The organism is Brevibacterium sp. HMSC24B04 (genome assembly GCF_001806835.1).
GTDB lineage: Bacteria > Actinomycetota > Actinomycetes > Actinomycetales > Brevibacteriaceae > Brevibacterium > Brevibacterium ravenspurgense.
Genome location: NZ_KV786068.1, coordinates 56227 through 82885, shown reverse-complemented (window position 1 = coordinate 82885; position 26659 = coordinate 56227). Strand labels below are relative to the sequence as shown.

The window sequence follows — 26659 nt, the reverse complement described above, 5'->3', positions numbered from 1 at the left end:
TGCTGTACAGTGGGCACATGCAAAGTTCCTCTGCCCGGGTGCCTGCGTCAGAACGCAAAAAAGCGAAGCCGATTCTCAAATGGGCTGGAGGCAAGACCCAGATCGTAGATGATCTAATGGAGCGACTCCCAAAGAAGTTTGGAAAGTACATCGAACCCTTTTTTGGCGGCGGGGCGCTTTTTTTCGCTCTCGAACCGAGGCCCGCTGTTATTGGAGAGATCAATCCCGAGCTTGTGAACCTATACACAGCAGTTCGGGATGACCTGCCTGCAGTAATCGACCACCTTAAGCGACACAGGAACGATAAAGACCACTTTTACGATGTTCGCGCTCAAGACTGGCAGACCCTTGCTGCAGCCGAAGCGGCCGCACGCACTATTTTTCTGAACCGCACTTGTTTCAATGGCTTGTACCGGGTGAATCGTTCTGGCGCCTTCAACGTGCCATTCGCTGGATACCGTAACCCGAAGATTCTTGACGAAGATAACCTCCGAGCCGCACATCAGCGCCTTCAAAAAGTCGAAATCGTAAAGGGAGATTACAAAGACGTCCTCGCCACGCATGCCGAGCCTGGCGACCTTGTATTTCTCGATCCTCCCTACTTACCCATATCAAAGTATTCTGATTTCAAGCGATACACCAAGGAACAGTTCTATGAAGAAGACCATGTAGACTTGGCTACTGAAGTCAAGCGCCTCCATGAGCTTGGTTGCCACGTTATCCTAACTAACTCTAATCACCCTCTGGTCCACGAGCTGTACAACGGTTTCAACATTGACGTGCTCAAAACTAAACGCCATATCTCGTCGCGTGGCGACCGCCGTACCGGTGAAGACGTCGTCGTAGAGATTCCGCCTAAGAAGCAGTTCTCGGTTAATCTTGTCCCCGAACCAATGGATAGTCAAACGCTGCAGTTTCCTGCGACACGATTCATGGGATCCAAAAGTAAACTATTGACTGACATTTGGTCGGTGGCGCGTCAGTTTGAATACGAAAACGTTATTGATCTGTTCTCAGGATCAGGAATTGTTTCCTACATGTTCAAATCTAAGGGAAAGAAGATTCTATCCAACGACTACATGGCGTTCAGTGCGACCATGTCTAAGGCGTTGGTCGAAAACTCTACACACATATTCCCCCAAGATCGTGCCCGCCGGCTTATCGAAAACATCCACCCTAATGACGGGTTTGTCGCTAATACTTTTTCCGGCCTTTATTTCAACGACGCGGATAATCAGCTGATTGACTCAATGCGCGTTGGCATATCTAAGATACGAAACCCGCATCAGCGGGCCATCGCGATGGCCGCACTAATTCGCGCTTGCCTAAAAAAGAGACCCCGCGGAATTTTCACTTATACGGGTATGCGGTATGACGATGGCCGCAAAGATCTCAAAACTAGTCTCGCGGATCACTTCTTAGCGGCTGTCGATTCGTTGAATAACGCGGTCTTTGACAACGGTAAGGAGAACAAGTCACGTCGAGGCGACGCGATGACGGTTCGACGCCAGCAGGATGCGCTCGTTTACATCGACCCACCATACTATTCACCGCTGTCTGACAACGAGTATGTGCGTCGCTATCACTTTGTGGAAGGGCTTGCCCGGAATTGGGCCGGCGTCGAAATCCAACAAAACACTCTGACCAAAAAGTTCAAGTCCTACCCAACGCCTTTTTCGTCAAGAAACGGGGCGCACGATGCTTTTGATCGGCTGTTCAAACGTCACCGTGAATCAGTACTGCTTGTTTCCTACTCTTCGAATTCGCGACCAACGCTGGAGGAGATGGTTGATTTGATGAGTAAGTATAAACGTCACGTAGAGGTCGTTCCCGTGAACCACAGATACTCATTTGGAAACCAGGGCCATAAAGTTGGTGACAACAGGAATAAAGTCCTCGAGTACCTATTTGTGGGCTACTGATGAATATTCCTACGACTAGACCTAAAGCTCGCGCCTGGCATATTGCCAATACGACTGTACGCAATCCTCTTAGGCTGAAAGGAGGCCTTGAGGCTCTTGTGGTCAGCGGTTTTGAAGGAAATATGAGCAAGTCGCAAGAGGAGAGAATTGCCGAGACTTTACACGACTTCGGCGTGATCACCTTAGCAGAAACTACTACGGATATCACTTCTATCGCTCGGAAGTGGCGAAGCGTCCTTGTTCAGCTTGGTTTTCTTTGGCCTGACGTGGAGATGCGGCCAAAAATTCGGGATGTTAAGCAATCTGAGATTGGCGCCCCATTCACGTTGACACCCAACGGGAGGAGGTTGCTTGCTGCACAGTCAGTTCAGGGTGAGCAAGAAGTTCTTCTGCGTTCTTTGGCAGCGCTCCGTCTACCGAGCCCCCTTGAACAGGACTACAACTTCGCAAGCTTTTCTCCGCTGAAGCATGTAATTGATATTCTAGAGAAGCTTGAGGAGATTGGTGCCGAGCCCTACATATCTCGGCTTGAAATGTCATCCATTGTAATCCTAACCAATGGACAAGACGACCTTGACTCAATAGCTAGCGAGATTTGTGACCTGCGTCGACTTCGTGCCGCATCCAACGCTAAACGCAAGTTTGACGTGCAATTCATCAGGGGCGTCGCAGAATACAAAGGTTTTAAACATGAGACTTTGTACGACTATCAAGACGTTTCATTTCGCTATTTGAAAGCTACCGGGCTTTTTCAGTCGCGTGGACGCGGCATCACTTTTGTTCCTGAAAAGCGTAAAACTGCTAGACTGCTTGCTGATATCCCAGAAACGCAGCTGGACGCTATCGAATACTTAAACCGTATTGCGCAAGGTTTAGAACTACCTACGGATAGTCTTTATGGCGCTAAAGAAGTACTTTCAGATTTGTTACTTATTGCCTCAGACCGAGCGATTGCCTTTGACAGTTCGAATTACGATCTGTCTTCTCCGGGCGGTGTTTCATTAGCTCGGCATGATCTCGAGCAACTAATCTTCGAAGCCAAGGAAGTTCAGTATGCAGGTGACCAAGTTAACCAGATCAATGAGATTCTTGCATACCTGCAAATGCTCGATGAAAATCGCACCACTCAGCAGTTTGGTGAAGATCAACTTCTGATCCCAAAGGAAGAAAGACCTGCATACTTCGAGTGGCTCCTTTGGCGTGTGTTGCTTGCCTTGGATTGCCTCGTCGTGCCGCCGAACAAGGTTAGACGCTTCGATATTGACCAGGACTTTTTGCCTGTGGGCACTGCTCCCGGGGGTGGCCCAGATGTTATCGCTGAGTATAGTGATTCCGTCTTGGTGGTTGAGGTAACACTTACTGAGAACTCACGCCAAGAAGCCGCAGAGGGTGAACCGGTCAGAAGGCACGTTGCTGATGTTTTAGAGCAGTTCGAACCTCTTGGCAAAACTGTTTATGGGCTATTCATCGCTCGTCGCATTGATACGAATACTGCAGAGACTTTCCGGATTGGTGTTTGGTACAAACGAAACGATGAACGGGTGAGCCTAAACGTAGTACCGCTGACGCTTGGACAACTTCGGGAAATCCTTCGAATCGGTGTCAAAAACAGGAAACTCAAGCCAGCGTTACTTATTGACGTGATTCTTCAAGCTTCAACAGCACGGCTCGACACTACAGGCGCCCCGGAGTGGAAGGCTCGCATCGCAGAGATAGTCGGCGTTCCTGCATCGACTTCCGCAAGTGTCACCTAAAGAATGTCTTGATTCTTTCTTCTTCATAGTTGGTTTTCATAACAGCGAACGACGTTTTCTGTTCCATGCACTGGAGATACGGCGGTTACGGTCCGTTAGGTCTTGATCGAGCTCCTGTGCTGTGTAAACCATGCATTTTTTGGCCAAGGAATCCCTACCACAAACCGTGTATAACTCAACAGCGGTTTGGATGGTTATTGATAGATCCAACTGCTTCTACTCATCGCACCTCCGCTTTACAGCAAGCGCTTGTCTGCCATGTGGGGCGCGGTACGCTTAGAAATCAGCTGAAAGAGCGCTGGGATGAACGGAGAACGCATGACAGAAGCGCATCTCGAATCGGAGCTGACCACCGCTGCGGTTTTGGCAGCCTACGCACGCATCCACCGGCTGCAGGCCCATGTGAGCGTCCGCGTCCTCACCCCTGAAGTGCGCTCTCTTCTCCTGAACCGTTTCGAACAGCAGGGCACCCCCACAGAGAAGATCAGCGAAGTTGAGGGCCTCATCGCAGCAGCTCAACAGCACATCGGATCGGATGAGGCAAAGCCGCTCAGCGCTGTTTCCTACGACAAGACTCGCAGGCAGTTTGTTTCGCGTCTTGTCCGCGCCGGCAGTGCGGGAGTCCGCCTGTGGCCGCCCACCAGCCAAACCGTGCGCGCCCAGCTTGGCGGCCAGCAGTGGAACACCGCCATGCGCAGCCTCGGCATTCCCATTTCCTCGCGAGGCAAAGCTCCCGGGCCCACACGCTTCAGCAGAGATCAGTATGTGCAGGCTGTGACGGACTTTATTGCAGAATCTTCGACCGATCAGTCCTTCCGGGCATACGGTGAGTGGGTGGCTCGCCAGAACGCCGCGGGAGCGCACCGACCCTCAGGGCCGGCGCTGCGCAAATTCTTCGGCAGCTGGTCCGCCGCAAAGGAAGCACAGGCTGACGAAACACAGGAGTAACCCATGACCATCGACTTCTCTGCCGCTCAGTCCGAAGTTGTGCAGATCTGCTCGGATCTCATCAGGATTGACACGCAGAACTGGGGTGAAGGCAAAGCCAACCCGGAACGGCCCGCCGCCGACTACATCGCAGAGAAGTTTCGCGAAGTCGGGCTTGACTCCGAAATCTATGAATCAGCCCCCGGCCGGGCCAATCTCGTGGCACGCATCAAAGGCACGAATCCTGATCGCCCAGCACTCGTCATGCACGGGCATACGGATGTCGTCCCCGCTGACGCCTCGGAGTGGAGCGTTGACCCATTCGGCGGCGAAGTCAAGGACGGTCTTCTGTGGGGCCGAGGTGCCGTCGACATGAAAAACGGCTGCGCCATGATCATTGCCGTAGTGCGACAGATGATGCGCGAGAACATCGTCCCGGACCGTGACATCCTCGTGGTCTTCTTCGCTGACGAAGAAGCCGGCGGAACGTACGGCTCCGGCTGGATGGTCGATAACCACCCCGAGGTGTTCGCAGGCGCGAGCGAGGCGGTTTCGGAAGTCGGCGGCTACTCCGTTGATGTGCGCGGTGAGAAGGTCTACTTGGTCCAGACCGCCGAAAAGGGCCTGCAGTGGCTCAAACTGGTAGCCAAGGGCACCGCCGGACACGGCTCGCAGCGCAACGACGACAATCCGATTGTGAAACTCGCTGAAGCTGTAGCGCGGATCGGGCGCTACGAATGGCCCGTCGAGATTCCTCAGGCGACCCGTGAACTGCTCAAGGGCGTCGCCGAGCTCACCGGGATTGAATACTCGGAAGACAATTTCCCAGCGCTGCTGAAAGAGCTCGGCTCGGTCGAAAAGTTCGTCGGCCCCACATTCGCGACGAGCGCCAATCCGACCGCTCTCGGTGGGGGATACAAGCACAATGTCATCCCCGGTTTTGCTGAGGCGCTCGTCGACTGCCGTCCGATTCCCGGCCGGACGGAGGACGCGCTCCTCACACTGAAAGAACTCGCAGGCCCTGACGTGGACATCGTTCCAGTCGTGCAGCACGTGTCATTGGAAACGCCGTTCGAAGGCGATCTGGTTGAGCAGATGAAGAAGAGCGTCCTCGCCTACGACCCTGAAGCCCACGTTCTGCCCTACGCGCTGTCTGCCGGCACTGATAACAAGGCTCTGAGCTTTTTGGGCATCACCGGCTACGGTTTCATCCCGCTGCGCCTGCCGGCCGATCTCGACTTCCCCGCGATGTTCCACGGGGTCGACGAACGCGTGCCGACCGAAACACTGGAGTTCGGCACCCAGATCCTGGGAGACTTCATCGTCAACGCGTAACCACCACGCGTTTGCCCGTTAAGCCTGACGGGCGCTGAGCACCGGCTCAGCTGTCCACGTTGACTTTCGTACGCACTGCCTGGCGGCCGCAGAAAACCGGCCTGCCGGGCAGTGTTGCAATGACAACTCCGAGTACGACCAGCGCAATCGACGTCAGAGCGGTAAGCGTGAAGGCCTGTTCATTTCCGTTCAGCGCATCGATGATGAGCGAACCGCCCATATTGCCGACCAACGTGGACAGGCTCAGTATGAGCACACCCAGGCGGGGAACGATGAGGGCGGACACCAGGATGAAGGCAACGCCGAACACACCACCGGAGTACAGCAGAGGTTCGGGCGGGAAACGCAGCGGAGGAGTGCCGGAAGCGAACACCACAGCGCACCCAACGGCCAGAGCCGTAAAGCCGACAACGAAGTTCATGGTTGTCGCAGCAAGCGCAGAGCCCGAAGCGGCTGACAGCCTGCCGTTGAAAGCGTGCTGAAGTCCGGTGAGAACGCCGGAGGCAAAGGGAACGAGCGGAATCCACCACTGCAGTCCGGACGTGAAGGCTCCCGCACTCATGATTGCAACCCCGGCCAGAACAACAGCGACGCCTACAAGACGGCCCAGAGTGATGGGCTTCGGTCCACCGGCCGGCAGCCGCGTGCTGTCGACGACGAGCGCGCCGAGCAGCTGCCCGGATGTGAAGCTCATGGTGAATACGGCAACGCCGAAAGCGGGAACCGTGACACCCTGAGCGATGACGATCGTCGCTCCGCCGAGCCCGCCCAGGCACATCCACCAGGGGAAGGCCTTTGAGCGCAGAAGCTGGATGGTTCTCGAGGCAGCCCGGCGGCCGGCCGGCAGGGCTGCGGTGACTGCCGCAATGATGATGAGCCCGCCGCCGAAAGACACTGCCGAACTGTAGATCCAGTGGCCGATTTCAACGGTGAGTTCGCCGTTGTACTTCCCCTGCAGGGAAACAGCGAGTCCGGTCGCAATCGCCGGAAGAATGTAGAGGAGATTTGCGCCGGACCTCATGCGGTGCGCACGACCGTCATAACGCGGCGACGAAGCCAAACGGTCTTCTGCCCACCCATACCGACGACCGTCCGTGCCAGCTCCCACCGACCGGTGTCGGCAGCTTCGGTCAGTGCGCGCAGAGATTCGCTGCGCGAAATCTTCGGGTGAAATGTCACCTGCCGCACTTCGTATTCGACTTCTCGCTTCACCTGGGCTTGTGCTCCTTCCCTGGGGTGGCCGTCACTGTATCATCGCGCTAGCCTGATTCTATGGTGAAGATCATCTTCGCGCGCCACGGACAATCGGAGGCAAATCTCGCTGGCGTTCTCGCAGGCCGCCGAGGCGCCAATCCGCTGACTGCTGCTGGCCGTCAGCAGGCCTGTGCCGCGGCTGAGCTGCTGCCTTCCAGCATCGCCCTGTGGAAGGTCTCTGAAATAGCACGATGCGCCGAAACAGTTGATCTTCTGATGCGCACTCACGCCGAGAAACACGGTTCTGATGCACCGGCTGCCTCCGTCATGGGGGAATTCTCAGAAGTCGACTACGGTGATTGGTCTGGCCGTCCCCTTGAAGAACTGCGCAGACTGCCGGAATGGGAATGCGTCCAGAACACTCCGCAGGACATGGTGTTTCCCGGTGGGGAAGCACAGCACGACGCCTGGCTTCGCACCCGCGACGGTGTTGAGAAAGTCCTCGACGAACTTCGCGAACGCAACAGTGAAGCCGTCGCAGTTGTCGTCACTCATGGAGACATCATCAAAATGGCCGTCGCAGACGCCTTGGGGCTGCAGCTGCAGAACTTTCAGCGAACAGCAGTCGCACCCGGTTCGCTGACGACAATCGACTATGCGAGCAGAGTTCCCGTGCTCACCGCACTGTCCGTGACACCAGCCGGAAGAACCGGCCAAGCGGGCACCCTCGGGGGAGGGGCCTGAAAAGCCGACCGCACCTCGTGATCAGGAAGCCGCGAGAACTCCCGTGCCCAGCAGAACGTAGATGACCAGACCCAGCGCAATGCGGTACCACACGAAGATCGCAAACGACTTCGTCTGCACGAACTTCAGGAAGCCGACGATGACGGCGTAGCCGACTGCAAAAGACACGACGGTGGCCAGCAGGGTGGGTCCCCAGCCGATTGTCATCGACGCAGTCCCGTCTACTTGATCCTTGATCGCTTTGAAAAGACTGTAAACACCCGAGGCCATGACGGCCGGGATTGCCAACAGGAACGAATAGCGTGCCGCTGCAGGACGCGTGAAGCCCATGATGCGACCGGCCATGATCGTGCCGCCGGAACGCGATACACCGGGCACAAGAGCCAGTGCCTGCGCAAAGCCGAACGTGAGGCCCTGACCCCAGTGCATGGAGTCAAGCGTGTTGACCCGCTTGCCGAAGGCATCAGCAAGACCGATGAAGATTGCGAAGACGATGAGCATCGTCGCGACAATCCACAGTGAGCGGAACGTCGAGGTGATCTGATCTTCGAACAGCAGGCCCAGCACACCAATCGGGATCGAGCCGATGATGATCAGCCAGCCGAGCCGAACTTCGGGATCCTGCCGGTCGTGCTTGCCGAACAGGGCTTTGAACCACTTTGTGATGATAGTGACGATGTCATTCCAGAAGTACACGAGAACGGCCAGCTCAGTGCCGATCTGGATAATCGCGGTGAAGAATGCGCCCGGTTCACGGCCGGGCATGAGGAATTCGCCGACGATCCTCAGATGTGCAGACGAGGACACCGGCAAGAACTCGGTGAGTCCCTGCACGATTCCCAAAATGGTCGCCACTAGCCAGTCCATGCGATCCCTTCGAAAACGACAGTCGGTCCTGTCAATCTGAGCAGGCCCTACGGGACTCTAACGGACAAGGCTGGCCAGTGCGCGAAAACGCGCCCGCGGTCGGCTTAGAGCTTGCACACAGTTGACCGACGGCGGTCAGTCGTCGTCTTCGTCATCCTCGCCGTCGTATTCTTCGTCGTCATCGAAGTCGTCGAAGTCGTCGTCGAAGTCATCAAAGGTGCCGTCTTCGCGGGCGTCTTCGATGTCGTCGAAAAGCTCGAACGGAGTCACTTCGTCGTAGGCGACGTACAGGGCGTCTTCGTAGATTTCATAGGCGTCAGCCAGCGCCATGTAGGCGGCTTCGACGCGTTCGTCGGTGTCGGAGGTCCGGTTGACTGAGGCCGCGTAGTGTTCGCGAATCGCTGCGATGAATGCTTCGAGGGCGACTTCCGGTTCTGAGCTCATGGCTCCATCGTAACCGCGCGGGGCCGAAGCGACTACCCTGTTGACCATGGCTGAAAGCGAATATGTTTTTCCCGCCCCCGAACGGTTCATAGTCGGCACCGTCGGCCTGCCGGGAGATCGCTCTTTCTACCTTCAGGCAAAGGACGCCGACAGGGTCGTCACGGCAGCTGTCGAAAAGGAGCAGGTGGAGCTCCTTGGTGAGCGCATCAACGAGCTTCTGGACATGGTGCGGTCACGCTCCGCCGACGGCTACATGATCCCGGCTGGTCCGGATCCGGCAGATGCTGACAACGCCAACCTCGAAATGCCGGTGGAACCCGAATTTCGCGTCGGCACCATGAGCCTGGGGTGGGACACGCGTCGCCGGCACTTGGAAATCGAGTGCTCGGCCATCAGCTTCGGACAGGACGACGAGGACTCCCAAACGCCTGTCCTGCGCGTTGTTCTTTCCGCCGAAGCCGCTCGCGAGTTCGCTCGCCGTGCCGACCAGGTGGTCAACGCGGGCCGTGCTGACTGCCCCTTCTGCTCGCTTCCACTGGATCCAGGCGGTCACCTGTGCCCGCGGGCCAACGGGGTGCCCAGGTGATCGAACCGGCTTTGGCCGAAGCACACATGACGGTGCTCGGCCGGGTGCCCGGCGCCTCGAACGCGGTTTTTCTGTGCCTGCTGGAAGGGGACTTCGGAACCGGCCCCACCGTACGCCGAGGCATCTACAAGCCGGTGCGCGGCGAAAGGCCGCTGCACGACTTTCCCGCAGGAACACTCGCACGCAGGGAAGTCGCCGCCTACCGCTTGGCTCACCACTTGGGAATTGACGAGGTGCCGCCGACGGTCTTTCTTGAAGACGGCCCGCTGGGGCCAGGATCTCTGCAGGCCTATGTGCTTTCAGACGGCGACGACGAACCGCCCGTGACGATCTGCCTGCCCTCTGAGCTTCCCGACGGCTGGCTCCCCGCTGCGGCAGGTGAGACCGAAACGGGCGAACAGGTGGTCATCGCCCACAGCCCCGACGAACAGGTTCTGCGCCTGGCAGTGTTCGACATCGTTGCCAACAACGCCGACCGCAAGGGCAGTCACATTCTCTCCGGGGCATGGGATCCGCAGGCGGAAGCTCAATTCTTCGGAATCGACAACGGCCTTACGTTCCACACGGAGCCAAAGCTGCGCACGATCCTGTGGGGGTTTTCTGGAGTACCGGTGCCGGGCTCCCTGTGCGAAGCGCTGGACTCTATCGCCGGCGCAGTTCCCGCCGAGCTATCAGAGCTACTCACTCCGGACGAAAGCCGAGCTCTCGCGCTGCGCGCCGGACAGCTCGCAGCGAACGGCACCATGCCGTCGATGCCACAGGACCGAATTCCAATTCCCTGGCCCCCGGGGTAGACACATGACGGTTATGCTGGGTGGCGTGAAACCTTGGTCAGCTCCCGCAATCCCGTCCCTGTCCGACTTCCCAGTCCTGCCGGCAGCTCCAGCCGACAGCACTGTCTACAGCACTTCGGCCAGGGGCCCCGTCAGCGGCCTCCTCGAAGATGGGAAGGCCCGGCTCTACGTGTGCGGCATCACCCCCTACGATGCAACGCACCTGGGCCACGCATCGACCTACGTCGCCTTCGACGTCCTGCTGCGCAGCTGGATTGATGCTGGAGCTGATGTCGTCTACGTCCAGAACACAACGGATATTGACGACCCCCTCCTTGAACGCGCTGAGGCGACCGGAGTTGACTGGCGCGAACTGGCCGACAGCCAGATTGAGCTGTTCTTTTCTGACATGGAGGCGCTGCGCGTCATCCCGCCAAAGCACTACATCGGCGCTGTCGAATCGATTCCGGACGTTGTTGAAGCCGTAGAGAAGCTGCTTGAGCGCGGCGCCGCCTACACCCTGGACAACGGCGACGTCTACTACCGCATCAGCACGGAAGTCGAACCGCCGTTCGGTTCAGAATCGCACTACAGCCGCGAGCACATGCTTGAAATCTTCCCCGAACGCGGGGGAGACCCAGACACACCCGGCAAAGAAGATCCGCTGGACGCTCTTCTGTGGCGCGCTGCCCGCGAAGGCGAACCGCAGTGGCCCGGCGGCAAACTGGGACCGGGCCGCCCAGGCTGGCACATCGAATGCGCTGTCATCGCCGGCAAGTACGCGGGGTACCCGCTGACCGTGCAGGGCGGAGGATCAGACCTCATCTTCCCGCACCACGAAATGGGTGCGGCTCACGCAATCGCCCTGACGGACACACCGTTTGCCGACGCCTACATGCACACCGGCATGGTCGCCTACGAAGGCGAAAAGATGAGCAAGTCCCTGGGCAACCTGGTGCTTGTGTCGAACCTGACAGCCGCCGGAACCGACCCCATGGCCATCCGCCTGGCGATTCTCGGCAACCACTACCGGTCGGACTGGGAGTACAGCGACGGTGTGCTGGCCGCCGCTGAGAACCGCTTGGCAGCCTGGCGCGCAGCAGCCGGCTGTGGAAACTCGTCTGATCCGGCTGAGGTCGTTGCCGAGATCCGCCGCGAACTGGCGGACGACCTCGACACGCCCAACGCGCTGTGCGTCATTGACGACTGGGCGGCTGCCCGGCAGACCGAAGCAGATGCGGACGAGAACACTCAGGCTGTCGTCGCCGCAGTTGATGCTCTCCTGGGCATCAAGCTCTGACTTCTGTCCCTGAGGCCTATCAGCGGTCCTCTTCGCGCCTGCGCAGCAGTTTTTCGAACTCCCGGGCAATGTCTTCGCCGTCGTGCTCGGTCGCGAGGTCGTACTCTTCTTCCATCATCGCGATCCTCTTGGCAAGGTCCGAGTCTGATTCTGCGAACATGTCGACGCTGTCCGACCAGGCTCGGGATGCTTCGGTTAGATCCTCGGGGTCGAACGTCATCCCGGTGATGTCTTCGAGCGCGGACAGAAGGGCCAGTGCCGCCTTCGGCGATGGTGAAAGAGCCGCGTAGTCGGGGATCTCGCATGTCAGCGAGACTGTGGGAATTCCCTTTTCGTACAGGGCCACGGCCATGACATCCTGCAGGTTCGCTGTTCCTTCGTATTCCGCCGTCTGGACTTCTGAGATGTCCACGATGTCCGGGTCCTCTGATGTCAGCCGGACTGGCAGGCTGCGCGTGTGCGGGACAGCGGCTGGCTCTGAGGCCAGGAGCATAACGACGTCGCTTTCTGGGCGCAGCGGCATCAGCAGGTCTTCGATGAGCTCTTCCCACATGTCGAGCGGCGTCGGCCCTGTGACCAGCAGGGTCTGCACAAACCTGCCGGCTCGCTCGATTGAGCCTTCGATGCCGACGACCTGCGGATGAACGACGACGGGCTCCCCTTCGGAGCGGATGATGAACGGCGGGTACTGCGTGCGGTCATAGCTTTCTGCCACGCTGACGTCGATCAGGTGATAGTCGTCCAGGTGCCGTTTGAGGATGTCGATGACGACTGCCGCAGCGTCGTCGGGGCTGTTGGGCCCCTGCAGGCCGACGATCACGATCTGTCCGTCTTGACTCGGAAGAAATGCCATGTGACCAGCCTAGTCGTGTTCACCGGGGTGTTGCCCGAAAGCCGCGCAGAGCTCTTAGGGTTGAAGCATGGAATTCTCTGGAGTCCTATGGGACATGGACGGCACTATCGTCGACACCGAACCGTACTGGATCGAAGCCGAACATCGGCTGACTGCCGAATTCGGCCTCCCGTGGTCACAAGAAGAGGGGCTGAAGCTGGTGGGCAATGCCCTTACGGTTTCAGCGCAGGTGTTCATCGACCTCGGCGTTCCGCTTGAGCCGCTGGAGATCATCAATCGGCTCACGCGCGATGTCATTGCCCAGGTGCAGGAGCGCGTGCCGTTCCGTCCCGGTGTGCGGGAGCTGTTGGCACAGCTGCGCGAAGCGGGGATTCCGTCCGCAATGGTCACGATGTCGTTTCGCCCCCTGGCTGATGCTGTTGTCGCCAGCCTGCCCGAGGGCACCTTTGATGCTGTCATCACCGGTGACGAGGTTCAGCACGGCAAACCGCACCCGGAACCCTACGAGGTGGGAGCGAAGGCCCTCGGTCTGCGCCCGCAGGAGTGCATAGCGATTGAGGACTCCCTCAATGGGGCACTCTCAGCTTCAAGTGCTGGGGCACACACGCTCGTCGTGCCGTGCCACGTTGACATTCCCGAAGACCCGCGCTGGTCGATTGCCCAGAGCCTGGAAGGCCTGTCGCTGGCAGAGTTTCAGCGAGCGGCTATCGCCCGGCAATCGCAGTGATTTCGGGGGTTTCCGGGGCCCGTCCGCCCCAGGCGGGGCAGATGTCTTTGAAGTGACACCACCCGCACAAGGGCGATTTCTTCGGCCGCCAGGTGTCCGTGAGGGCAGCCTGCACGATGTCATCCCAAATGTGCAGGATCTCCGCTTCCGTCCTCTCAATGTCCGACATCTGTGGGCGCATGGCCTTGATGGTGCCGGAGCCTAGGTACATCAGCTGCAGCGTGTGGGCCAAAGTGCCGTCAGTGCGGTGCTTGAGGACGCCGTAGAACCGCATCTGGAACTCCGCTTCCCGCGAATACTGAGGCTTGGGCTCCTTGCCGGTCTTGTAGTCGACGAGTCGCACTTCGCCGCCGGGAGCCACGTCGACCCTGTCAATGAACCCGCGCAGCAGCAGTCCGTTGTCCAGCTTCGTCTGCACAAACTGCTCGCGTCCCGCCGGTTCAAGCCGGTCTGGGAGTTCGAGGGTGAAATAGCGGTCAACGAGTTCACCTGCCTGCGCAAACAGCTTCAAACGAGACGGTTCGTCGGGAAAGAGCTCTGCGATCTCCGCTGTGTTTTTGCTCTCAAGTTCGGCAAAGCTCGGCTCGATGAGCGATCGCGCTGCTCCGGAAGTTCTCTCTTCAGCGGGCAGGTCGAAGAGCCCCTCAAGCACCGAGTGGACGAGCGTTCCCTTGAACGCGGCTTCACTCGGCGGTTCGGGAAGCTTGTCGATTGTGCGGAATCGAAACTTCAGCGGACACGACACGAAGTCGTTGGCGCGTGACGGTGAAAGAGCATTGAGCGAGACCATGACCACAGCCTAGTAGGCACGCGGTCGAAGGTCGCGATGTTGTCGACTCCGGCAGTTAGGATGGCGCATATGTCTCAAGCGAATGCGAGTAAGGACGGCACAGCCGGCGGCCTTGTGATCGGCCGCGCCCTCGGCGCGCCCATTGTGCTGTCATGGACGTGGTTCATTGCCGCGATCCTCATCACGGCCCTTCTGGCGCCCTTCATTCGCACGCTATCGCCCAGTATGAGCGTTCCGACGTCGATGTTCGTCGCGTTCCTCTACGCGATCCTTCTGTTCACCTCGGTGTTTCTGCACGAATTCGCCCACGGTGTTGCAGGCACGCTCGGCGGACAGAAGGTTTCCGTCATCGAACTCAACGTGTGGGGCGGCTTCACCAAGTTCGAACCCAAAATCGATGACGATGCGAAGCGCACTGCGATGACGAGCTTCTACGTGTCGATCGTGGGCCCCGTCGTCAACATCATTCTTGCCGCAGGCGGCTGGATCGGCATGAATCACTCCAGTCCGGGAAGCATCCCGTGGCTGCTGTGTGCCGCCCTGACCTTTGCCAATGTGGCACTTGGCGTCATCAACCTGCTGCCCGGCATCCCGCTGGACGGCGGGTGGGCCCTGCAGGCGCTCATCTGGCGGTTCACCGGCAGCCAGTTCCGCGGCACCATGATCGCCAGCCTCATCGGCAGGATCGTGGCGGTCGGATTCGTCGTCGGCGCTGTTGCATACCCCTACACGGTGGGATCCAAACCGGACCTCGTGACCGTCATCTGGACGACAGCAATTGCGGTCATGCTGTGGGTTTCGGCAGCTGATGCCGCGGCTCACGCCAAACGCGCCCGCCGCATGGAAACCTACGACCTCGACCAGGTCATCCAACCGGCAATCGCAGCGGCCTACGACGCGGACGTCGAAGAAACACTGCGCGCCGCAGACGCCGCGAGAACCGCTGAAGATGCAGCGCTGGTGGTGATCCTCGACCGCTCAGGTCTGCCCACCGGTCTGCTCAACAGGCAGCTTGCAGAAAGATCGGCAACGACCGTCGGCGGCCCCGGCAGCGCTGTGGTCGGCGATTTCTCTAGTCCGCTGGGTGCGTGGATCGGCGTGCCGCGCGGAATTTCCGCACCGCATCTTCTGGAATCCCTCACCCACAGGCCCAAAGCGCAGTTCTGCCTCATCATGGAGGGTTCGACGCTTGCAGGCATCATCGATCTGCAGGAGTTCTTCCACGAGCTTCTCGAAGACTGAGACTGCACCCGAGGGGCCCTCACAGCAGAACCTGCCCGGCTAGACTGGGGAATCATGAGTCTTGAATCCGCACCCGTTCCGGCCGGCGCCGATGACCGTCGGGGTCTTCTAAAAGCAGGAGACAAGGTCCAGCTGACCGACTCCAAAGGCAGGATGAACACCATCGTCCTCAAACCCGGCGGAGAGTTCCACACTCATCGCGGGATCATCGCCCACGACGACATCATCGGCGCGCCCGACGGTGTGACCGTGCAGAATTCCGTCGGCGTTGAATACCAGGTGCTCAAACCCCTGTATTCGGACTTCGTTCTCTCAATGCCGCGCGGTGCCGCGATCATCTATCCGAAAGACGCAGCCCTGATCACGGGTTTCGGTGACATCTTCCCCGGTGCCCGGGTTGTCGAGGCGGGTGTGGGCTCTGGTGCTCTCACAATCGCCCTGCTTCGAGCCGTGGGCGATTCCGGAAGCGTCCACTCCTTTGAGCTGCGTGAAGAATTCGCGCAGATTGCCGAGGGCAATATCTCTGACTTCTTCGCAGGCCCACATCCCGCGTGGAACATCACGGTGGGCGACCTCGCCGAAGAGCTTCCCAAGGCCTACGGACCGGGCGAAGTCGACCGCGTCGTGCTCGACATGCTCGCCCCCTGGAACTGCCTCGACGCTGTGACAGAAGCACTTGTGCCCGGCGGAGTGCTCGTGGTCTACGTTGCGACGGTTACACAGATGTCCCGCACCGTGCAGGCGCTGCAGGAGTCGGGCAACTACACAAAGCCGCACGCTTTGGAATCAACCGTCCGCGACTGGCACCTCGACGGCCTGGCAGTCAGGCCCGAACACCGCATGATCGGCCACACCGGCTTCCTTGTCTTCGCCCGTCGCGTGGCACAGGGAACAACCCCGCTGCGCCGCACAAAACGCGGCCAGCAGGCCGAACCGGACCAGAAGGACCTCGACGTGTGGTTCGGTCCCGAAGTCACCGACGAGTCCGTTGGGGTCAAGTACCCCACGCCGAAGAAGATCCGCCGTTCCGTCCGCGAGGCGGGTTCCCGGCTCGACATTCTCAACAGCAGCGAAGGAGAGCTCAATGGATGATTCGACAATGCGACAAGAACTGTCGAAGGTCCGTCAGGACGCAGCTGGCCTCCGCCAGCAGCTGTTCTCAGCTTTCCAGCGCAACGAACAGCTCAGCACAGCGCTCAAAGCTGCTCGGGCTGAACTGGACAGGCTGAAGACCGAGGCCGAAAGGATCGCCGAACCGCCGAACTCCTACGCGGTCGTGCTCGGCACCGTGCGCGAAGGCGATGTCGTCTTCGCCGACGTCCACTACGCGGGCCGCCCCATGCGCCTGTCGGTGAGCACGGAAGTTCCGCTGCGCGACCTCACACCGGGTCGACGCGTTCGCCTGACCGAAGGCCTCGTCATCGTCGAAGCACTCGGCTTTGTTGACGAAGGCTCGGTGGTCACAGTGCGTGAACTCATCGACGACACCCGCGTGCTCGCTGCGACATCCACGGACGAAGAGCGGGTCGTGATACTGGCTCAGCCGCTGCGCGACAAGCCCGTTCGAGTGGGGGATTCGCTCGTGTTCGATTCCCGCAGCGGGCTGGTTGTCGAAAGGCTTGAAAGGGCCGAAACGGCATCCCTCATGCTGGAAACCGTTCCGGACATTTCGTACTCCGACATCGGCGGCCTGTCCGCACAGATCAGCGAAATCCGCGATGCTGTCGAACTGCCCTTCGAACACCCTCAGCTGTACACCGAGCACGGACTCAAGCCGCCCAAGGGCATCCTGCTGTACGGGCCTCCCGGCAACGGCAAGACGCTCATCGCAAAGGCTGTTGCAAACTCGCTTGCCCAGCGTCGCGGCGGAGAGAACACCCGCTCCTACTTCCTCAACATCAAAGGTCCGGAGCTGCTGGACAAGTACGTCGGCGAAACCGAGCGTCAGCTGCGCACCATCTTCGCCCGCGCCCGCGAAAAGGCCACGGCAGGTTCGCCCGTCGTCGTGTTCTTCGACGAAATGGAAGCCCTGTTCCGCACCCGCGGAACCGGCAAGTCCTCCGATGTTGAAACCACGATCGTTCCGCAGCTGCTGACCGAAATCGACGGTGTTGAACAGCTGGACAACGTCATCGTGATCGGTGCGTCCAACCGCGAAGACCTCATCGACCCCGCCATCCTCCGGCCCGGACGACTCGACGTGAAGATCCGCATCGAACGTCCCGACAGGGAAGGCGCGAAAGACATCTTCAGCAAATACCTGACAGAAGACCTGCCGATCGCAGAATCTGAGATCACGACGACAAAGGCCGCCGCCGTCGAAAGCCTCATCGAACGCTGTGTTGAGGAAATGTACGCCGAGACCGACCGCAACCGCTTCGTCGAAGTGACCTACGCCAACGGTCGGCGCGAAATGCTCTACTTTGCCGAGTTCACCTCGGGAGCCATGATCTCCAACGTCGTCGATCGGGCGAAGAAGCACGCCATCAAGGCCTACCTCGACCTTGGCGAACACGGTATTACGTGGGATCACCTGTACCGGGCCATCCGGGAAGAGTTCAGCGAACACGAAGACCTGCCGAACACGACGAACCCAGACGAATGGGCTCGCATCTCTGGGAAGAAGGGCGAAAGGATCACACACCTGGTCCTGGCAGCCGATGTCGCGGAACGGGAAAGCCGTGCGGACAGCGGTGCCGGCAGCGGCACCTCGTCCGTTCAGACCGCCAGGGGAAACAGCAGCCTCATCTGAGGAACTGCTCCTGTGCTGGCTTCAGCGTTTGGCTGATCGCCCGCCGACAGCGCGGGCGATCACACGCCAGCCCACCAGCGTAAGGAAGTTCAGGGCGGAGGCCACGATGATGAACGGCCCGGCGATTCCCGCACCCACTGCAAAGCGGATGATCATGCCGAGCAGGATCGTCGTCGACCAGATCGCGACACCGGTGCGCATGGGTGCCAGGGGAGCGGTCCAAGCCGCGCTGAGAATCCACGCGCACCCAAGGCCCACCAGGAAAGGCCACGAGGTCTGAACAACGCCGTCGACCGTGAGAACCTGGGCGTGGGTGTAGAAGCCGACAGCCGCAAAGGCGATCACCAAGATGATGTCGGCGACGAGTGCAGTGAAAATATGAGAAGAACGCTTAGCCACAGGCCACAGTCTACGAAAGGCAGTGAGGCACAATGATCACCGTCCAGCGGATCATGGGCTCAGAAACCGAGTTCGGCATTGTCGCCGTCGGCGGTCGCCCGCAAGCGCCCATGCGCGATTCCGCACGTGTCGTCGACGCCTACGCGGGTCCGCGCGGCCTGAAGTCCGCGCAGAGTTTCTGGGACTTCGGTTCGGAAACACCCCTGGCGGATGCCCGCGGCTTCCTCATGAATCTGGCCGATGCACACGAATCCCAGCTGACCCACCTGCCGCAGGCCCAGCCGGAAGCGCAGTACTTGGCCAATGTGGTGCTGGAAAACGGTGCGCGCCTCTACGTTGACCACGCTCACCCCGAGTATTCATCGCCGGAGGTCACCAATCCGCGCGACATCGTCACGTGGGACCGCGCAGGCGACCGAGTGGCAGAAGAGGCCGTCAAACAGCTGCTCACAACGGGGCAGCCGGTCGACCTCTACAAAAACAATACGGACTCCAAGGGAGCCTCGTACGGCACACACGAAAACTACCTCGTCGACCGCAACACCGGCTTCGAGAAGATTGTCGAAGGGCTGCTGCCGTTCTTCGCCACGCGGCAGATTTTCTGCGGTGCCGGCAAGGTGGGAATTGGGCGCGAAGGCGAAGAGCCCGGCTTCCAGATTTCTCAGCGGGCAGACTTCTTCGAAGAGTGTGTGGGACTCGAAACGACCCTTCGCCGGCCGATCGTCAACACGCGCGATGAGCCGCACGCCGATCCCGTCAAATACCGGCGCCTGCACGTCATCATCGGCGATGCGACTCTCGCCGAAGTCGCCACGTTTGTGCGCTTCGGCTCTACGAGCCTCGTGTTGAGCTTGATCGAACAGGGTCTGGCACCCGTCATCGAACTTGCTGACCCGGTAGTCGCACTGCAGACGGTGTCGCACGACTTAAGCCTCAGCGCTCCGCTTGAACTGGCTGATGGGTCGACCATGACTGCACTTGAGATTCAGCGCGCGTTCTATACGGCGGCCGCCGAAGCAGCAGATCCGAGTGACGAACAGACCGCGCAGGTGCTTGCGGAATGGGATCGCCTGCTTACAGGACTTGCAACCGACCCCATGAGCCTGGCCGATTCGATTGACTGGGTTGGCAAACTGGCGCTCATGAACAGCTACCGCCAGCGTGAGGGCCTCGACTGGAACAGCCCGAAGCTCGCCCTCATCGACGTGCAGTACACGGACGTCCGCCAGGAGAAGGGACTGTTCTACCGGCTGGAGCGGGCAGGACGCTTCCGCAGGCTCACGACTGACGAAGAGGTCGAGCGCGCCATGACGACCCCGCCGGAGGACACGCGCGCCTATCTGCGCGGCACGGTCGTCGACCGGCTGCGCGAAGACCTCGTTGCCGCCAGCTGGGAGTCAATCGTCATGCGCCGGGGCGATTCTGCAGTCAGAATCCCCATGAGCGAACCGCTCAAGGGCACACGCGAACTTCTTGAAGAGCGGCTGAGCAGGGCCGTTGACACCGACAGCCTGTTGGCTGCACTCGGTGTCACTACAATCGACAACAACAGCACAGACGACTACGGGATGTGAACAATGGCTGGTCAGGATCAGATTCACAGGCACTCAGGCGGAGCAGAAGGACCGGAAGAACCCGGCGATCTGAACGTCGGCGGAGGCCAGGCGCAGATCAACACGCAGGGTCTCGACGACATCCTCGATGACATCGACTCCGTACTGGAGACCAATGCCGAAGACTTCGTGAAGAACTTCGTGCAGAAGGGCGGACAGTGACAGGTCTGTCATCCGCCTATCTGAGCACCGCCTCGAACTCCTTTGTTGAGTTCGCACGGACTGTTGCCCCGCACGTGCTGCCTTCGGGTGACCTTCCGGTGTCGGACAGCATCGCCCCGCACGCTACGACCATCGTCGCACTGACAACGGCAGATGGTGTGCTCATGGCCGGCGATCGCCGAGCGACCATCGGTTCGCTCATTGCCAGCCGCACCATGGAGAAGGTTCACCGGGCGGATGACGCCTCGGTTGTCGGCATCGCCGGAACCGCGGGTATTGCGCTTGAGCTCGTCCGGCTGTTCCAGTTGGAGCTCGAACACTACGAAAAGATCGAGGGCACGGTCCTGTCCCTTGACGGCAAAGCCAACCGTTTGGCTTCAATGCTGCGAGCCAATCTCGGCTTCGCGCTGCGCGGTCTCGCCGTTGTTCCGCTGTTCGCCGGTGTCGACCAGAAGGCAGAAGGCGAAACTCCCGGCAGGATCTTCTCGTTTGACGTCACGGGCGGCAGGTACGAAGAAGAGGACTACCACTCGGTTGGCTCCGGTTCGACTTTTGCCCGCGGTTCGCTCAAAAAGAGGTGGAAGCCCAGCTTAAGCGAAGAAGCAGCTGTCGAGGTGGCAGTCGAAGCCCTTTTCGACGCCGCCGACGACGATTCGGGAACCGCCGGACCAGACCTCATCCGCCGCATCGGGCCGACCATGATGGTGGTTGACTCCGACGGTGCCAGCGAAGTCGAGACTGACGTCATTTTGGCCGCGGCAGCTGAGGTCGCAGCACGCCGAGGAGGCGGTTCGGCATGAGCATGCCCTTCTACGTTTCACCCGAACAGCTCATGAAGGACCGGGCTGAGTTTGCCCGGAAGGGGATTTCGCGCGGCCGCTGCGTCCTTGTTGCCCGCTGCTCAGACGGGATTGCGCTCGTTGCCGAAAACCCGTCGACAACACTGCACAAGATTGCTGAGATCTACGATCGAATCGGGTTCGCAGCAGTCGGCAAGTACAACGAGTTCGAGTCGCTGCGCCAGGCAGGTGTGCGCTATGCGGATCTGCGCGGATACTCCTACGACAGGGCGGATGTGACTGCGCGAGGGCTGACAAATGCCTACGCCCAGACGCTGGCCTCTGTCTTCACAACCGAATCGAAACCTTTCGAGGTTGAGATCATCGTCGCCGAGCTCGGTGCTGATGCTGACGACGACAGGATCTACAGGCTCTCCTATGACGGTTCAGTTGCCGATGAGGCCAGTGCGGTCATCATCGGCGGGGACTCGGAAGCGCACAGCCAGAAGCTGGCTGAAATCGACACGACCGCCATGACGAGTGCAGAAGTCCTGCGGTGGGCAGCCAGCGCTCTTGGTGTCGACGCTCCGATTCCCGCCCAGCACATCGAAGCCGCACTGCTGGACCGCAACGCTGAAGGACACAGGAAATTCCGCCGGCTGAACACAGAGATCGTCGAGCAGATCATCGGGGGAGAAGCATGAAGCGCATCTACGGCATTGAGACAGAGTACGGTCTGACCTACTCCGCCGGCAGCGGCAGGCACCTGGGTCCCGAAGAAACCGCACGCTACCTGTTCAAACCGGTCGTCAGCAGGTTCCGTTCGTCCAACGCCTTTTTGGCCAACGGCGGTCGCCTGTACCTGGACGTGGGATCTCACCCCGAATATGCGACTGCGGAATGCTCAACGCTCGATGAGCTCATTGCGCAAGAAGAAGCCGGCACCCTGCTGCTGACGCAGAATCTCGAGACCGCCCAGCGTGAACTGACGGCTGACGGGCTCGACGGAACAGCCCACATGCTGAAGAACAACCGTGATTCAGCGGGCAATTCCTTCGGCAGCCACGAAAACTTCCTCGTGCGCCGCACCATGGACTTCACGCGCCTGACCACCTCGCTGCTGCCGTTCCTCGTGGTCCGGCAGCTCATTGCAGGTGCCGGCTGCGTCATTCCCGCCCGCGCCAGCACCGATATGCCCGCAGCTGACTCCCAGCGGGCGTCGCTCAGCGGCCACGCGACAAAAGTCGAACCGCTGCACGGCGATATCGTCTACGGCCTATCCGGCCGTTCCGACGTCATGTGGGAGGGCGTGTCATCAGCGACCACCCGCTCCAGGCCGATCATCAACGCCCGCGATGAACCCCATGCCGATGCCGAAAAATACCGCCGACTGCACGTGATCGTCGGCGATTCCTCGATGTCGCAGACCACGACCGAACTCAAAGTCGGTTCGGCAGGTCTCGTGCTTGACCTGCTGGAAACCGGTGTGCCCCTTGCAGACCACACTCTGCGCAATCCCATCCGGGATATCCGCACCGTGGCCCGCGACCTCACCGGGACTGCTCAGCTGGAGCTGCGCTCTGGCGAAACCACGACCCCGCTTGAGCTGCTGGGCTTCTACTGGGAGCACGCCCAGAAGCTCGCAGACAGGGGCGACCACAGCCTCGGCAGCGACGAAACCGCACAGCGCGTACTCGACCGGTGGAAGCGCGTTCTCGAGGCAGTTGAAAGCGGTGATTTCAGCTCGGTCGACACTGAAATCGACTGGGCCATCAAGAAGAAGCTCTTTGACCGCTACCTCGAACGCGAATCCTTAAGCCTGAAAGATCCGAAGATCACGCGTCTCGACTACGCCTACCACGATGTCACCCCCGGCATCGGGCTGTTCCCCAAACTCGAGCAGGCCGGCTTGGCCAAGCGCGCCGTGCCACCGGAAGACTCCCAGCGGGCAATGAGCACACCGCCGCAGAGCACTCGAGCCAAACTGCGCGGCGAATTCATTGCGCAGGCATTGGAACACCGCCGTGATTTCACGGTCGACTGGGTGCACCTGCGGCTGAACGACCAAACTCAGAAGGCTGTGGTTCTCCGCGATCCGTTCGCAACTGAGGACGACAGGGCTCGCGCCCTGACAGAGGCTCTTGCCGAACCGGTCATCTGAGCCTGAGGACACTCAGCCGAGGCCCAGACTCGCCCCACTAGGATTGGCGTGAGCTATCGAAAGGGATGTATCTACGTGCGCAGACAGGTGATCGGTTCCGCCGCCATCGCAGCGCTTCTTCTGACAGGCTGCTCTAAGGGCGATGATCAGAGCGCTGACAACACAGCAACACAGCAGGCACAGGAGGCTAAAACCACGAGCCTCGACGGTGTCAAGGTCAGCGGTAAGCAAGGCGAAAAGCCGAAGGTCGAGTTCGAAGCTCCCTTTGCCGTCGAAAAGGCCGAATCAAAGGTCTACACGGAAGGCGACGGCGACGTCATCAAGGACGGCGAACAGGTCACCGCCCACATGACGACCGTCGACGGCAACGATCCGAAGAACCAGCAGACCACCTACGACCAGGGCAAGCCCTCCGGCTTCCCCATGGACGAAGAGCAGGTTGCCAAGGAACTCGTCGATGCTCTCGTCGGCCAGAAGGTCGGCTCCCGCGTTGCTCTCGCCACCCCTGGTGAAAACGGACCGAGCATCCTGTACGTCATCGACGTTGTGAAGACCGAAGAGCTCAAGACCCGTGCCGAAGGCAAGGAGCTTCCGCAGAAGAAGGATCTCCCACAGGTCAGCCGCGATAAGAACGGCAAGCCGTCGATCAGCAAGCCCGAGGGCGATCCGCCGAAAAAGTTCATCGTCGAACCGACAATCGAAGGTGACGGCCCCAAGGTCAGCAAGGACCAGGAAGTCACGGTTCAGTACTCCGGGTGGCTGTGGGATGACTCCTCGAAGACCTTTGACTCGTCCTGGGATCGCGGTCAGCCGGCCACTTTCCCGCTTGACGGCGTGATCAAGGGCTGGACTGAAGGTCTTGAAGGCCAGAAGGTGGGTTCGCAGGTTCTGCTCATTGCACCGCCGGACATGGCCTACGGCGAAGCCGGCAGCCCACCGAACATCGGCCCAAACAAAACTCTCGTGTTCGTCGTCGACATTCTCGCCGCAAACTGATTGGAGATTCTCGTGTCCCGCACTAAACCCGAAGTCGAATTCCCCGGCGAAAGCGCCCCAACAGAACTCGAAATCATTGACGACATTGAGGGTACCGGCCGCGAAGTCCAGGCCGGCGACACCGTCAGCGTTCACTACGTCGGCGTCGGCTTTTCCACTGGCGAACAGTTTGATGCCAGCTGGGACCGCGGTCAGCCGCTGAACTTCCGCGTCGGCGTCGGCATGGTCATTCCCGGCTGGGACCAGGGCCTGCTCGGCATGAAGGTAGGCGGCCGTCGCACCCTGCGGATTCCCTCTCACCTGGCGTATGGCAGCCAGGGCGTGCCCGGTGTCATCGCACCGGGTGAATCGCTTATCTTCGTCTGCGATCTCGAGGCCATCGCCTGACAATGTCCGATATCGACCGTCCGAAGACCGGCCGCGCGCGTCGGCAGACTGAGCGCCTGCTCAACCTGCTCATCGCGCTGCGGTCGGTTTCCGGTTGGCTCGACCGCGATGTTCTGCGCCAGACAATCGCGGACTACCGCGACAAAGACGATGAAGCCTTCGACCGGATGTTCAACCGCGACAAGAAGGCACTGCGGGATTTGGGCATTGAGATCAGCACGACCGACTGGTCCGACCCGTTCACCGGCGAGTCCGCCTACGGCTACCGGATCAGCGACGAAGACTACCTGCTGCCGCCCATCGATCTGAGTCCCGAGGACATTTCGCTACTGGCTGCCGCACTCGACGTCATGCGCAGCTCCGCTGTTTCCGGCGCGGCAGTCGCAGCCGTGAACAAGCTGCGTGGCCAAGCCGCCCCTCCGGCAGGAAGCATCGACACGGCCGCGGCTTTTGATCTGCGAGCTGTTGATAGCCGCTATGCCGAAGTCATGGCGTACGTGGCTGACCGGCGCCCCATGCGCTTTCAGTATCGAAAGCCCGGCTCAGCCCCTTCGCGACGCGAAGTCGTTGGATATTGTCTGCTGACCCGCGGTGAGAAGACCTACGTGGTCGGCTACGACCTCGAGCGCAAAGCGCAGCGTGCCTTCCGCCTGTCCCGCATCGTCGGACGCATTACGCCACTGGCCGAATCTCTTCGCCACGCAGTGCCGGAAGACTTCGCGGTCAGTCCCCGCGCGGTAGGCGAGACCGCACACACCGGAACCCACACGCAGAAAGCCGTGCTCCGCCTCGTGCCCGGCAAGGGCCGGCCCCTGCGTCTGAGGGGTACAAAAACCGCCGACGGGACGTACGAGGTGCCGTTTGCTGATCTGCAGTCCTTCGCCGAAGAGCTGCTCGGGTTCGGCGACAGCGTCAGCGTTGTCTCCCCGCAGGAACTGCGCGAAGCCCACGTGGAGCTTGCTCAGGCCACCCTGGCGGCACTGGAGTCGGTTGACAACGGGGGAGACGCGCATGTGTGAAGCAACTCAGAGACTGTCGCGCCTGTTGGGGCTCGTTCCTTTCATCACGGCGAATCCGGGTACGCAGCTGGAAGACCTCGCCGCCCACTTCAACGTCCCTGTTGAAACGATCGAAGACGATCTTCAGCTGCTGTTCGTCAGCGGTCGGCCCGGCCACATGCCGGATGACCTCATTGACGCTCGTTGGGGACCCGACGGCGTTTTCATTGAGAACGCCGCGGAAGTCGATGCCCCTGTGCGGCTCAGCGGTGCGGAAGCCTCGAGCCTCGTTGTGGCGCTTGACTATCTGCAGGCTGCTCACCCTGACGTCGCCGGCATCGAAAACCTGCGCGCCAAGCTGCAGTCAGCCGACCGTTCGGCTGAGCCCGTTGTCGACGTGCCCGCCGTTCCGGATGACCTGCGCCGCGCCCTGCAGAGTTCTTCAGCTTCCGGCACGCCCATCGTGATTGACTACTACGTCACATCTCGGGACGAACTCACCCGCCGCGTCATCCGTCCCCACGGACTGCGGCTGGCCGGCCGCTGGTACCTCGACGCCTACTGTGAAACCTCCGGGGGAGAGCGCACGTTCAGCGTCGACAACATCGAAACAGCCGCTCTGGCAGACGGCGCCGCCGACATCGCTCCTGCACCCCAGAAAACAGAAGAACCCATTGACTACCGCTTTGGCTTCGCCTCGGCAGCGGCGTGGATTCTGGACGAGTTCGCCTTTCGCGACGTTGAGTTCGACGACGCAGCAGGCATCGCCTACGGCACCATCACGGTTCTCTCTCAGGCGTGGCTGGATCGTCAGCTTCTGCAGTGGGGCCGTTGGATCCGCTCAATCGACCCGGTGCCCGATCTGGCCAACGCGCTCGGCATTCTGAAGCGCGTTATCGAACAAGGCGAAGCAGGCGAGTACACTGGTGGGGCACGCTGACAACTAAGGAGCAC

Annotated in this window: 28 protein-coding genes; 21 read left to right on the top strand and 7 right to left on the bottom strand. The window is 60.1% G+C overall.

Annotated features, from left to right (window positions below; all coding sequences use genetic code 11):
- Window positions 1-17: 17 nt before the first annotated feature.
- The 4 genes from HMPREF3092_RS00395 (at window position 18) to HMPREF3092_RS00380 (ending at window position 5938) form a co-directional block, all read left to right on the top strand.
- Window positions 18-1922: a Dam family site-specific DNA-(adenine-N6)-methyltransferase gene (locus HMPREF3092_RS00395; RefSeq protein WP_070423455.1), complete on the top strand. Its 1905-nt coding sequence runs from the start codon at window positions 18-20 to the stop codon at window positions 1920-1922.
- Window positions 1922-3676, top strand: a complete 1755-nt coding sequence (locus HMPREF3092_RS00390; protein ID WP_070423454.1) for an AlwI family type II restriction endonuclease — start codon at window positions 1922-1924, stop codon at window positions 3674-3676. Before HMPREF3092_RS00395 ends, HMPREF3092_RS00390 begins: the two co-directional genes overlap by 1 nt.
- Before the next feature lie 318 nt (window positions 3677-3994).
- Entirely contained in the window at window positions 3995-4624 is a 630-nt protein-coding gene (locus HMPREF3092_RS00385; RefSeq protein WP_141737910.1) for a hypothetical protein, read from the top strand.
- Between the two features lie 3 nt (window positions 4625-4627).
- Window positions 4628-5938 carry a M20/M25/M40 family metallo-hydrolase gene (locus HMPREF3092_RS00380; protein ID WP_070423452.1) on the top strand — a complete coding sequence of 437 codons (1311 nt, stop codon included), beginning with the start codon at window positions 4628-4630 and terminating at the stop codon, window positions 5936-5938.
- 46 nt (window positions 5939-5984) lie between these two features.
- Here the strand turns inward: HMPREF3092_RS00380 and HMPREF3092_RS00375 are convergent, their stop codons facing one another.
- Both HMPREF3092_RS00375 and HMPREF3092_RS00370 read right to left on the bottom strand, forming a co-directional pair.
- Window positions 5985-6959 carry a DMT family transporter gene (locus HMPREF3092_RS00375; protein WP_070423451.1) on the bottom strand — a complete coding sequence of 325 codons (975 nt, stop codon included), beginning with the start codon at window positions 6957-6959 and terminating at the stop codon, window positions 5985-5987.
- The gene (locus HMPREF3092_RS00370) at window positions 6956-7150 is read right to left on the bottom strand and encodes a DUF5703 family protein (protein ID WP_019175019.1); all 195 of its coding nucleotides are present in this window, start codon (window positions 7148-7150) and stop codon (window positions 6956-6958) included. Before HMPREF3092_RS00370 ends, HMPREF3092_RS00375 begins: the two co-directional genes overlap by 4 nt.
- A 60-nt stretch (window positions 7151-7210) precedes the next feature.
- Between HMPREF3092_RS00370 and HMPREF3092_RS00365 the strand changes: the two genes are divergently transcribed.
- Complete coding sequence (locus HMPREF3092_RS00365; RefSeq protein WP_070423450.1) at window positions 7211-7876, top strand: histidine phosphatase family protein; 666 nt, start codon at window positions 7211-7213, stop codon at window positions 7874-7876.
- A 21-nt stretch (window positions 7877-7897) separates the two neighbouring features.
- Here the strand turns inward: HMPREF3092_RS00365 and HMPREF3092_RS00360 are convergent, their stop codons facing one another.
- On the bottom strand, window positions 7898-8743 hold the full coding sequence (locus HMPREF3092_RS00360; RefSeq protein ID WP_070423449.1) for an undecaprenyl-diphosphate phosphatase: 846 nt from the start codon (window positions 8741-8743) through the stop codon (window positions 7898-7900).
- A gap of 135 nt (window positions 8744-8878) precedes the next feature.
- Window positions 8879-9187 (bottom strand): hypothetical protein, encoded by a 309-nt coding sequence (locus HMPREF3092_RS00355; protein WP_070423448.1) that lies wholly within the window; start codon window positions 9185-9187, stop codon window positions 8879-8881.
- Between the two features lie 46 nt (window positions 9188-9233).
- Here HMPREF3092_RS00355 and HMPREF3092_RS00350 point away from each other — a divergent pair, with 46 nt between their 5' ends.
- The 3 genes from HMPREF3092_RS00350 to mshC are packed head-to-tail and all read left to right on the top strand — an operon-like array spanning window position 9234 to window position 11846.
- A complete protein-coding gene (locus tag HMPREF3092_RS00350; RefSeq protein WP_070423447.1) occupies window positions 9234-9773 on the top strand; it encodes a DUF3090 family protein in 540 nt (179 codons plus the stop codon).
- Window positions 9770-10567: an SCO1664 family protein gene (locus HMPREF3092_RS00345; protein WP_141737909.1), complete on the top strand. Its 798-nt coding sequence runs from the start codon at window positions 9770-9772 to the stop codon at window positions 10565-10567. Before HMPREF3092_RS00350 ends, HMPREF3092_RS00345 begins: the two co-directional genes overlap by 4 nt.
- A gap of 25 nt (window positions 10568-10592) precedes the next feature.
- Window positions 10593-11846: a cysteine--1-D-myo-inosityl 2-amino-2-deoxy-alpha-D-glucopyranoside ligase gene (mshC, locus tag HMPREF3092_RS00340; RefSeq protein WP_370919352.1), complete on the top strand. Its 1254-nt coding sequence runs from the start codon at window positions 10593-10595 to the stop codon at window positions 11844-11846.
- Between the two features lie 19 nt (window positions 11847-11865).
- Here mshC and HMPREF3092_RS00335 read toward each other — a convergent pair whose 3' ends face one another.
- Entirely contained in the window at window positions 11866-12699 is an 834-nt protein-coding gene (locus HMPREF3092_RS00335) for a PAC2 family protein (RefSeq protein ID WP_019175012.1), read from the bottom strand.
- A 67-nt stretch (window positions 12700-12766) separates the two neighbouring features.
- Between HMPREF3092_RS00335 and HMPREF3092_RS00330 the strand changes: the two genes are divergently transcribed.
- Window positions 12767-13426, top strand: coding sequence for an HAD family hydrolase (locus HMPREF3092_RS00330; RefSeq protein ID WP_256174342.1), 660 nt, complete (start codon window positions 12767-12769; stop codon window positions 13424-13426).
- Here the strand turns inward: HMPREF3092_RS00330 and HMPREF3092_RS00325 are convergent.
- A complete protein-coding gene (locus HMPREF3092_RS00325; RefSeq protein WP_070423444.1) occupies window positions 13404-14216 on the bottom strand; it encodes a RecB family exonuclease in 813 nt (270 codons plus the stop codon). The two genes, HMPREF3092_RS00330 and HMPREF3092_RS00325, sit on opposite strands and share 23 nt — an antisense overlap.
- Window positions 14217-14285: 69 nt before the next feature.
- On the opposite strand from HMPREF3092_RS00325, the gene HMPREF3092_RS00320 reads away from it, so the two are divergent.
- Genes HMPREF3092_RS00320 through arc form a run of 3 tightly spaced genes read left to right on the top strand, consistent with a single transcriptional unit; the run spans window position 14286 to window position 18210 of the window.
- Window positions 14286-15458, top strand: a complete 1173-nt coding sequence (locus HMPREF3092_RS00320) for a site-2 protease family protein (protein WP_070423443.1) — start codon at window positions 14286-14288, stop codon at window positions 15456-15458.
- Window positions 15459-15512: 54 nt separating this feature from the next.
- On the top strand, window positions 15513-16550 hold the full coding sequence (locus tag HMPREF3092_RS00315; RefSeq protein WP_070423442.1) for a tRNA (adenine-N1)-methyltransferase: 1038 nt from the start codon (window positions 15513-15515) through the stop codon (window positions 16548-16550).
- Entirely contained in the window at window positions 16543-18210 is a 1668-nt protein-coding gene (arc, locus tag HMPREF3092_RS00310) for a proteasome ATPase (RefSeq protein ID WP_070423441.1), read from the top strand. The genes HMPREF3092_RS00315 and arc overlap by 8 nt, the downstream gene beginning before the upstream one ends.
- Window positions 18211-18231: 21 nt before the next feature.
- Here the strand turns inward: arc and HMPREF3092_RS00305 are convergent, their stop codons facing one another.
- Window positions 18232-18609 carry a DUF3054 domain-containing protein gene (locus HMPREF3092_RS00305; RefSeq protein WP_019175006.1) on the bottom strand — a complete coding sequence of 126 codons (378 nt, stop codon included), beginning with the start codon at window positions 18607-18609 and terminating at the stop codon, window positions 18232-18234.
- A 32-nt stretch (window positions 18610-18641) separates the two neighbouring features.
- Between HMPREF3092_RS00305 and dop the strand changes: the two genes are divergently transcribed.
- The 9 genes from dop to HMPREF3092_RS00260 are packed head-to-tail and all read left to right on the top strand — an operon-like array spanning window position 18642 to window position 26645.
- Entirely contained in the window at window positions 18642-20183 is a 1542-nt protein-coding gene (gene dop, locus HMPREF3092_RS00300; RefSeq protein ID WP_019175005.1) for a depupylase/deamidase Dop, read from the top strand.
- Window positions 20184-20186: 3 nt separating this feature from the next.
- A complete protein-coding gene (locus HMPREF3092_RS00295) occupies window positions 20187-20384 on the top strand; it encodes a ubiquitin-like protein Pup (protein ID WP_019175004.1) in 198 nt (65 codons plus the stop codon).
- Entirely contained in the window at window positions 20381-21184 is an 804-nt protein-coding gene (gene prcB, locus HMPREF3092_RS00290) for a proteasome subunit beta (RefSeq protein ID WP_070423440.1), read from the top strand. Before HMPREF3092_RS00295 ends, prcB begins: the two co-directional genes overlap by 4 nt.
- Window positions 21181-21867 (top strand): proteasome subunit alpha, encoded by a 687-nt coding sequence (gene prcA / locus HMPREF3092_RS00285; protein WP_070423439.1) that lies wholly within the window; start codon window positions 21181-21183, stop codon window positions 21865-21867. Before prcB ends, prcA begins: the two co-directional genes overlap by 4 nt.
- On the top strand, window positions 21864-23324 hold the full coding sequence (gene pafA / locus HMPREF3092_RS00280) for a Pup--protein ligase (RefSeq protein ID WP_070423438.1): 1461 nt from the start codon (window positions 21864-21866) through the stop codon (window positions 23322-23324). Before prcA ends, pafA begins: the two co-directional genes overlap by 4 nt.
- 48 nt (window positions 23325-23372) lie before the next feature.
- Window positions 23373-24320, top strand: coding sequence for an FKBP-type peptidyl-prolyl cis-trans isomerase (locus HMPREF3092_RS00275; protein WP_256174341.1), 948 nt, complete (start codon window positions 23373-23375; stop codon window positions 24318-24320).
- A 12-nt stretch (window positions 24321-24332) separates the two neighbouring features.
- Complete coding sequence (locus HMPREF3092_RS00270) at window positions 24333-24707, top strand: FKBP-type peptidyl-prolyl cis-trans isomerase (protein WP_019174999.1); 375 nt, start codon at window positions 24333-24335, stop codon at window positions 24705-24707.
- A 2-nt stretch (window positions 24708-24709) separates the two neighbouring features.
- Complete coding sequence (locus tag HMPREF3092_RS00265) at window positions 24710-25726, top strand: helix-turn-helix transcriptional regulator (RefSeq protein WP_070423436.1); 1017 nt, start codon at window positions 24710-24712, stop codon at window positions 25724-25726.
- Entirely contained in the window at window positions 25719-26645 is a 927-nt protein-coding gene (locus tag HMPREF3092_RS00260) for a WYL domain-containing protein (protein ID WP_070423435.1), read from the top strand. Before HMPREF3092_RS00265 ends, HMPREF3092_RS00260 begins: the two co-directional genes overlap by 8 nt.
- The last annotated feature ends 14 nt before the right edge of the window (window positions 26646-26659 follow it).

Excerpts from the sequence above, each read along its gene's own strand:
- HMPREF3092_RS00395 (WP_070423455.1), top strand. The coding sequence starts at position 18 with ATGCAAAGTTCCTCTGCCCGGGTGCCTGCGTCAGAACGCAAAAAAGCG.
- HMPREF3092_RS00390 (WP_070423454.1), top strand. The coding sequence starts at position 1,922 with ATGAATATTCCTACGACTAGACCTAAAGCTCGCGCCTGGCATATTGCC.
- HMPREF3092_RS00385 (WP_141737910.1), top strand. The coding sequence starts at position 3,995 with ATGACAGAAGCGCATCTCGAATCGGAGCTGACCACCGCTGCGGTTTTG.
- HMPREF3092_RS00380 (WP_070423452.1), top strand. The coding sequence starts at position 4,628 with ATGACCATCGACTTCTCTGCCGCTCAGTCCGAAGTTGTGCAGATCTGC.
- HMPREF3092_RS00375 (WP_070423451.1), bottom strand. The coding sequence starts at position 6,959 with ATGAGGTCCGGCGCAAATCTCCTCTACATTCTTCCGGCGATTGCGACC.
- HMPREF3092_RS00365 (WP_070423450.1), top strand. The coding sequence starts at position 7,211 with ATGGTGAAGATCATCTTCGCGCGCCACGGACAATCGGAGGCAAATCTC.
- HMPREF3092_RS00360 (WP_070423449.1), bottom strand. The coding sequence starts at position 8,743 with ATGGACTGGCTAGTGGCGACCATTTTGGGAATCGTGCAGGGACTCACC.
- HMPREF3092_RS00355 (WP_070423448.1), bottom strand. The coding sequence starts at position 9,187 with ATGAGCTCAGAACCGGAAGTCGCCCTCGAAGCATTCATCGCAGCGATT.
- HMPREF3092_RS00350 (WP_070423447.1), top strand. The coding sequence starts at position 9,234 with ATGGCTGAAAGCGAATATGTTTTTCCCGCCCCCGAACGGTTCATAGTC.
- HMPREF3092_RS00335 (WP_019175012.1), bottom strand. The coding sequence starts at position 12,699 with ATGGCATTTCTTCCGAGTCAAGACGGACAGATCGTGATCGTCGGCCTG.
- HMPREF3092_RS00330 (WP_256174342.1), top strand. The coding sequence starts at position 12,767 with ATGGAATTCTCTGGAGTCCTATGGGACATGGACGGCACTATCGTCGAC.
- HMPREF3092_RS00325 (WP_070423444.1), bottom strand. The coding sequence starts at position 14,216 with ATGGTCTCGCTCAATGCTCTTTCACCGTCACGCGCCAACGACTTCGTG.
- HMPREF3092_RS00320 (WP_070423443.1), top strand. The coding sequence starts at position 14,286 with ATGTCTCAAGCGAATGCGAGTAAGGACGGCACAGCCGGCGGCCTTGTG.
- HMPREF3092_RS00315 (WP_070423442.1), top strand. The coding sequence starts at position 15,513 with ATGAGTCTTGAATCCGCACCCGTTCCGGCCGGCGCCGATGACCGTCGG.
- arc (WP_070423441.1), top strand. The coding sequence starts at position 16,543 with ATGGATGATTCGACAATGCGACAAGAACTGTCGAAGGTCCGTCAGGAC.
- dop (WP_019175005.1), top strand. The coding sequence starts at position 18,642 with ATGATCACCGTCCAGCGGATCATGGGCTCAGAAACCGAGTTCGGCATT.
- HMPREF3092_RS00295 (WP_019175004.1), top strand. The coding sequence starts at position 20,187 with ATGGCTGGTCAGGATCAGATTCACAGGCACTCAGGCGGAGCAGAAGGA.
- prcA (WP_070423439.1), top strand. The coding sequence starts at position 21,181 with ATGAGCATGCCCTTCTACGTTTCACCCGAACAGCTCATGAAGGACCGG.
- pafA (WP_070423438.1), top strand. The coding sequence starts at position 21,864 with ATGAAGCGCATCTACGGCATTGAGACAGAGTACGGTCTGACCTACTCC.
- HMPREF3092_RS00265 (WP_070423436.1), top strand. The coding sequence starts at position 24,710 with ATGTCCGATATCGACCGTCCGAAGACCGGCCGCGCGCGTCGGCAGACT.
- HMPREF3092_RS00260 (WP_070423435.1), top strand. The coding sequence starts at position 25,719 with ATGTGTGAAGCAACTCAGAGACTGTCGCGCCTGTTGGGGCTCGTTCCT.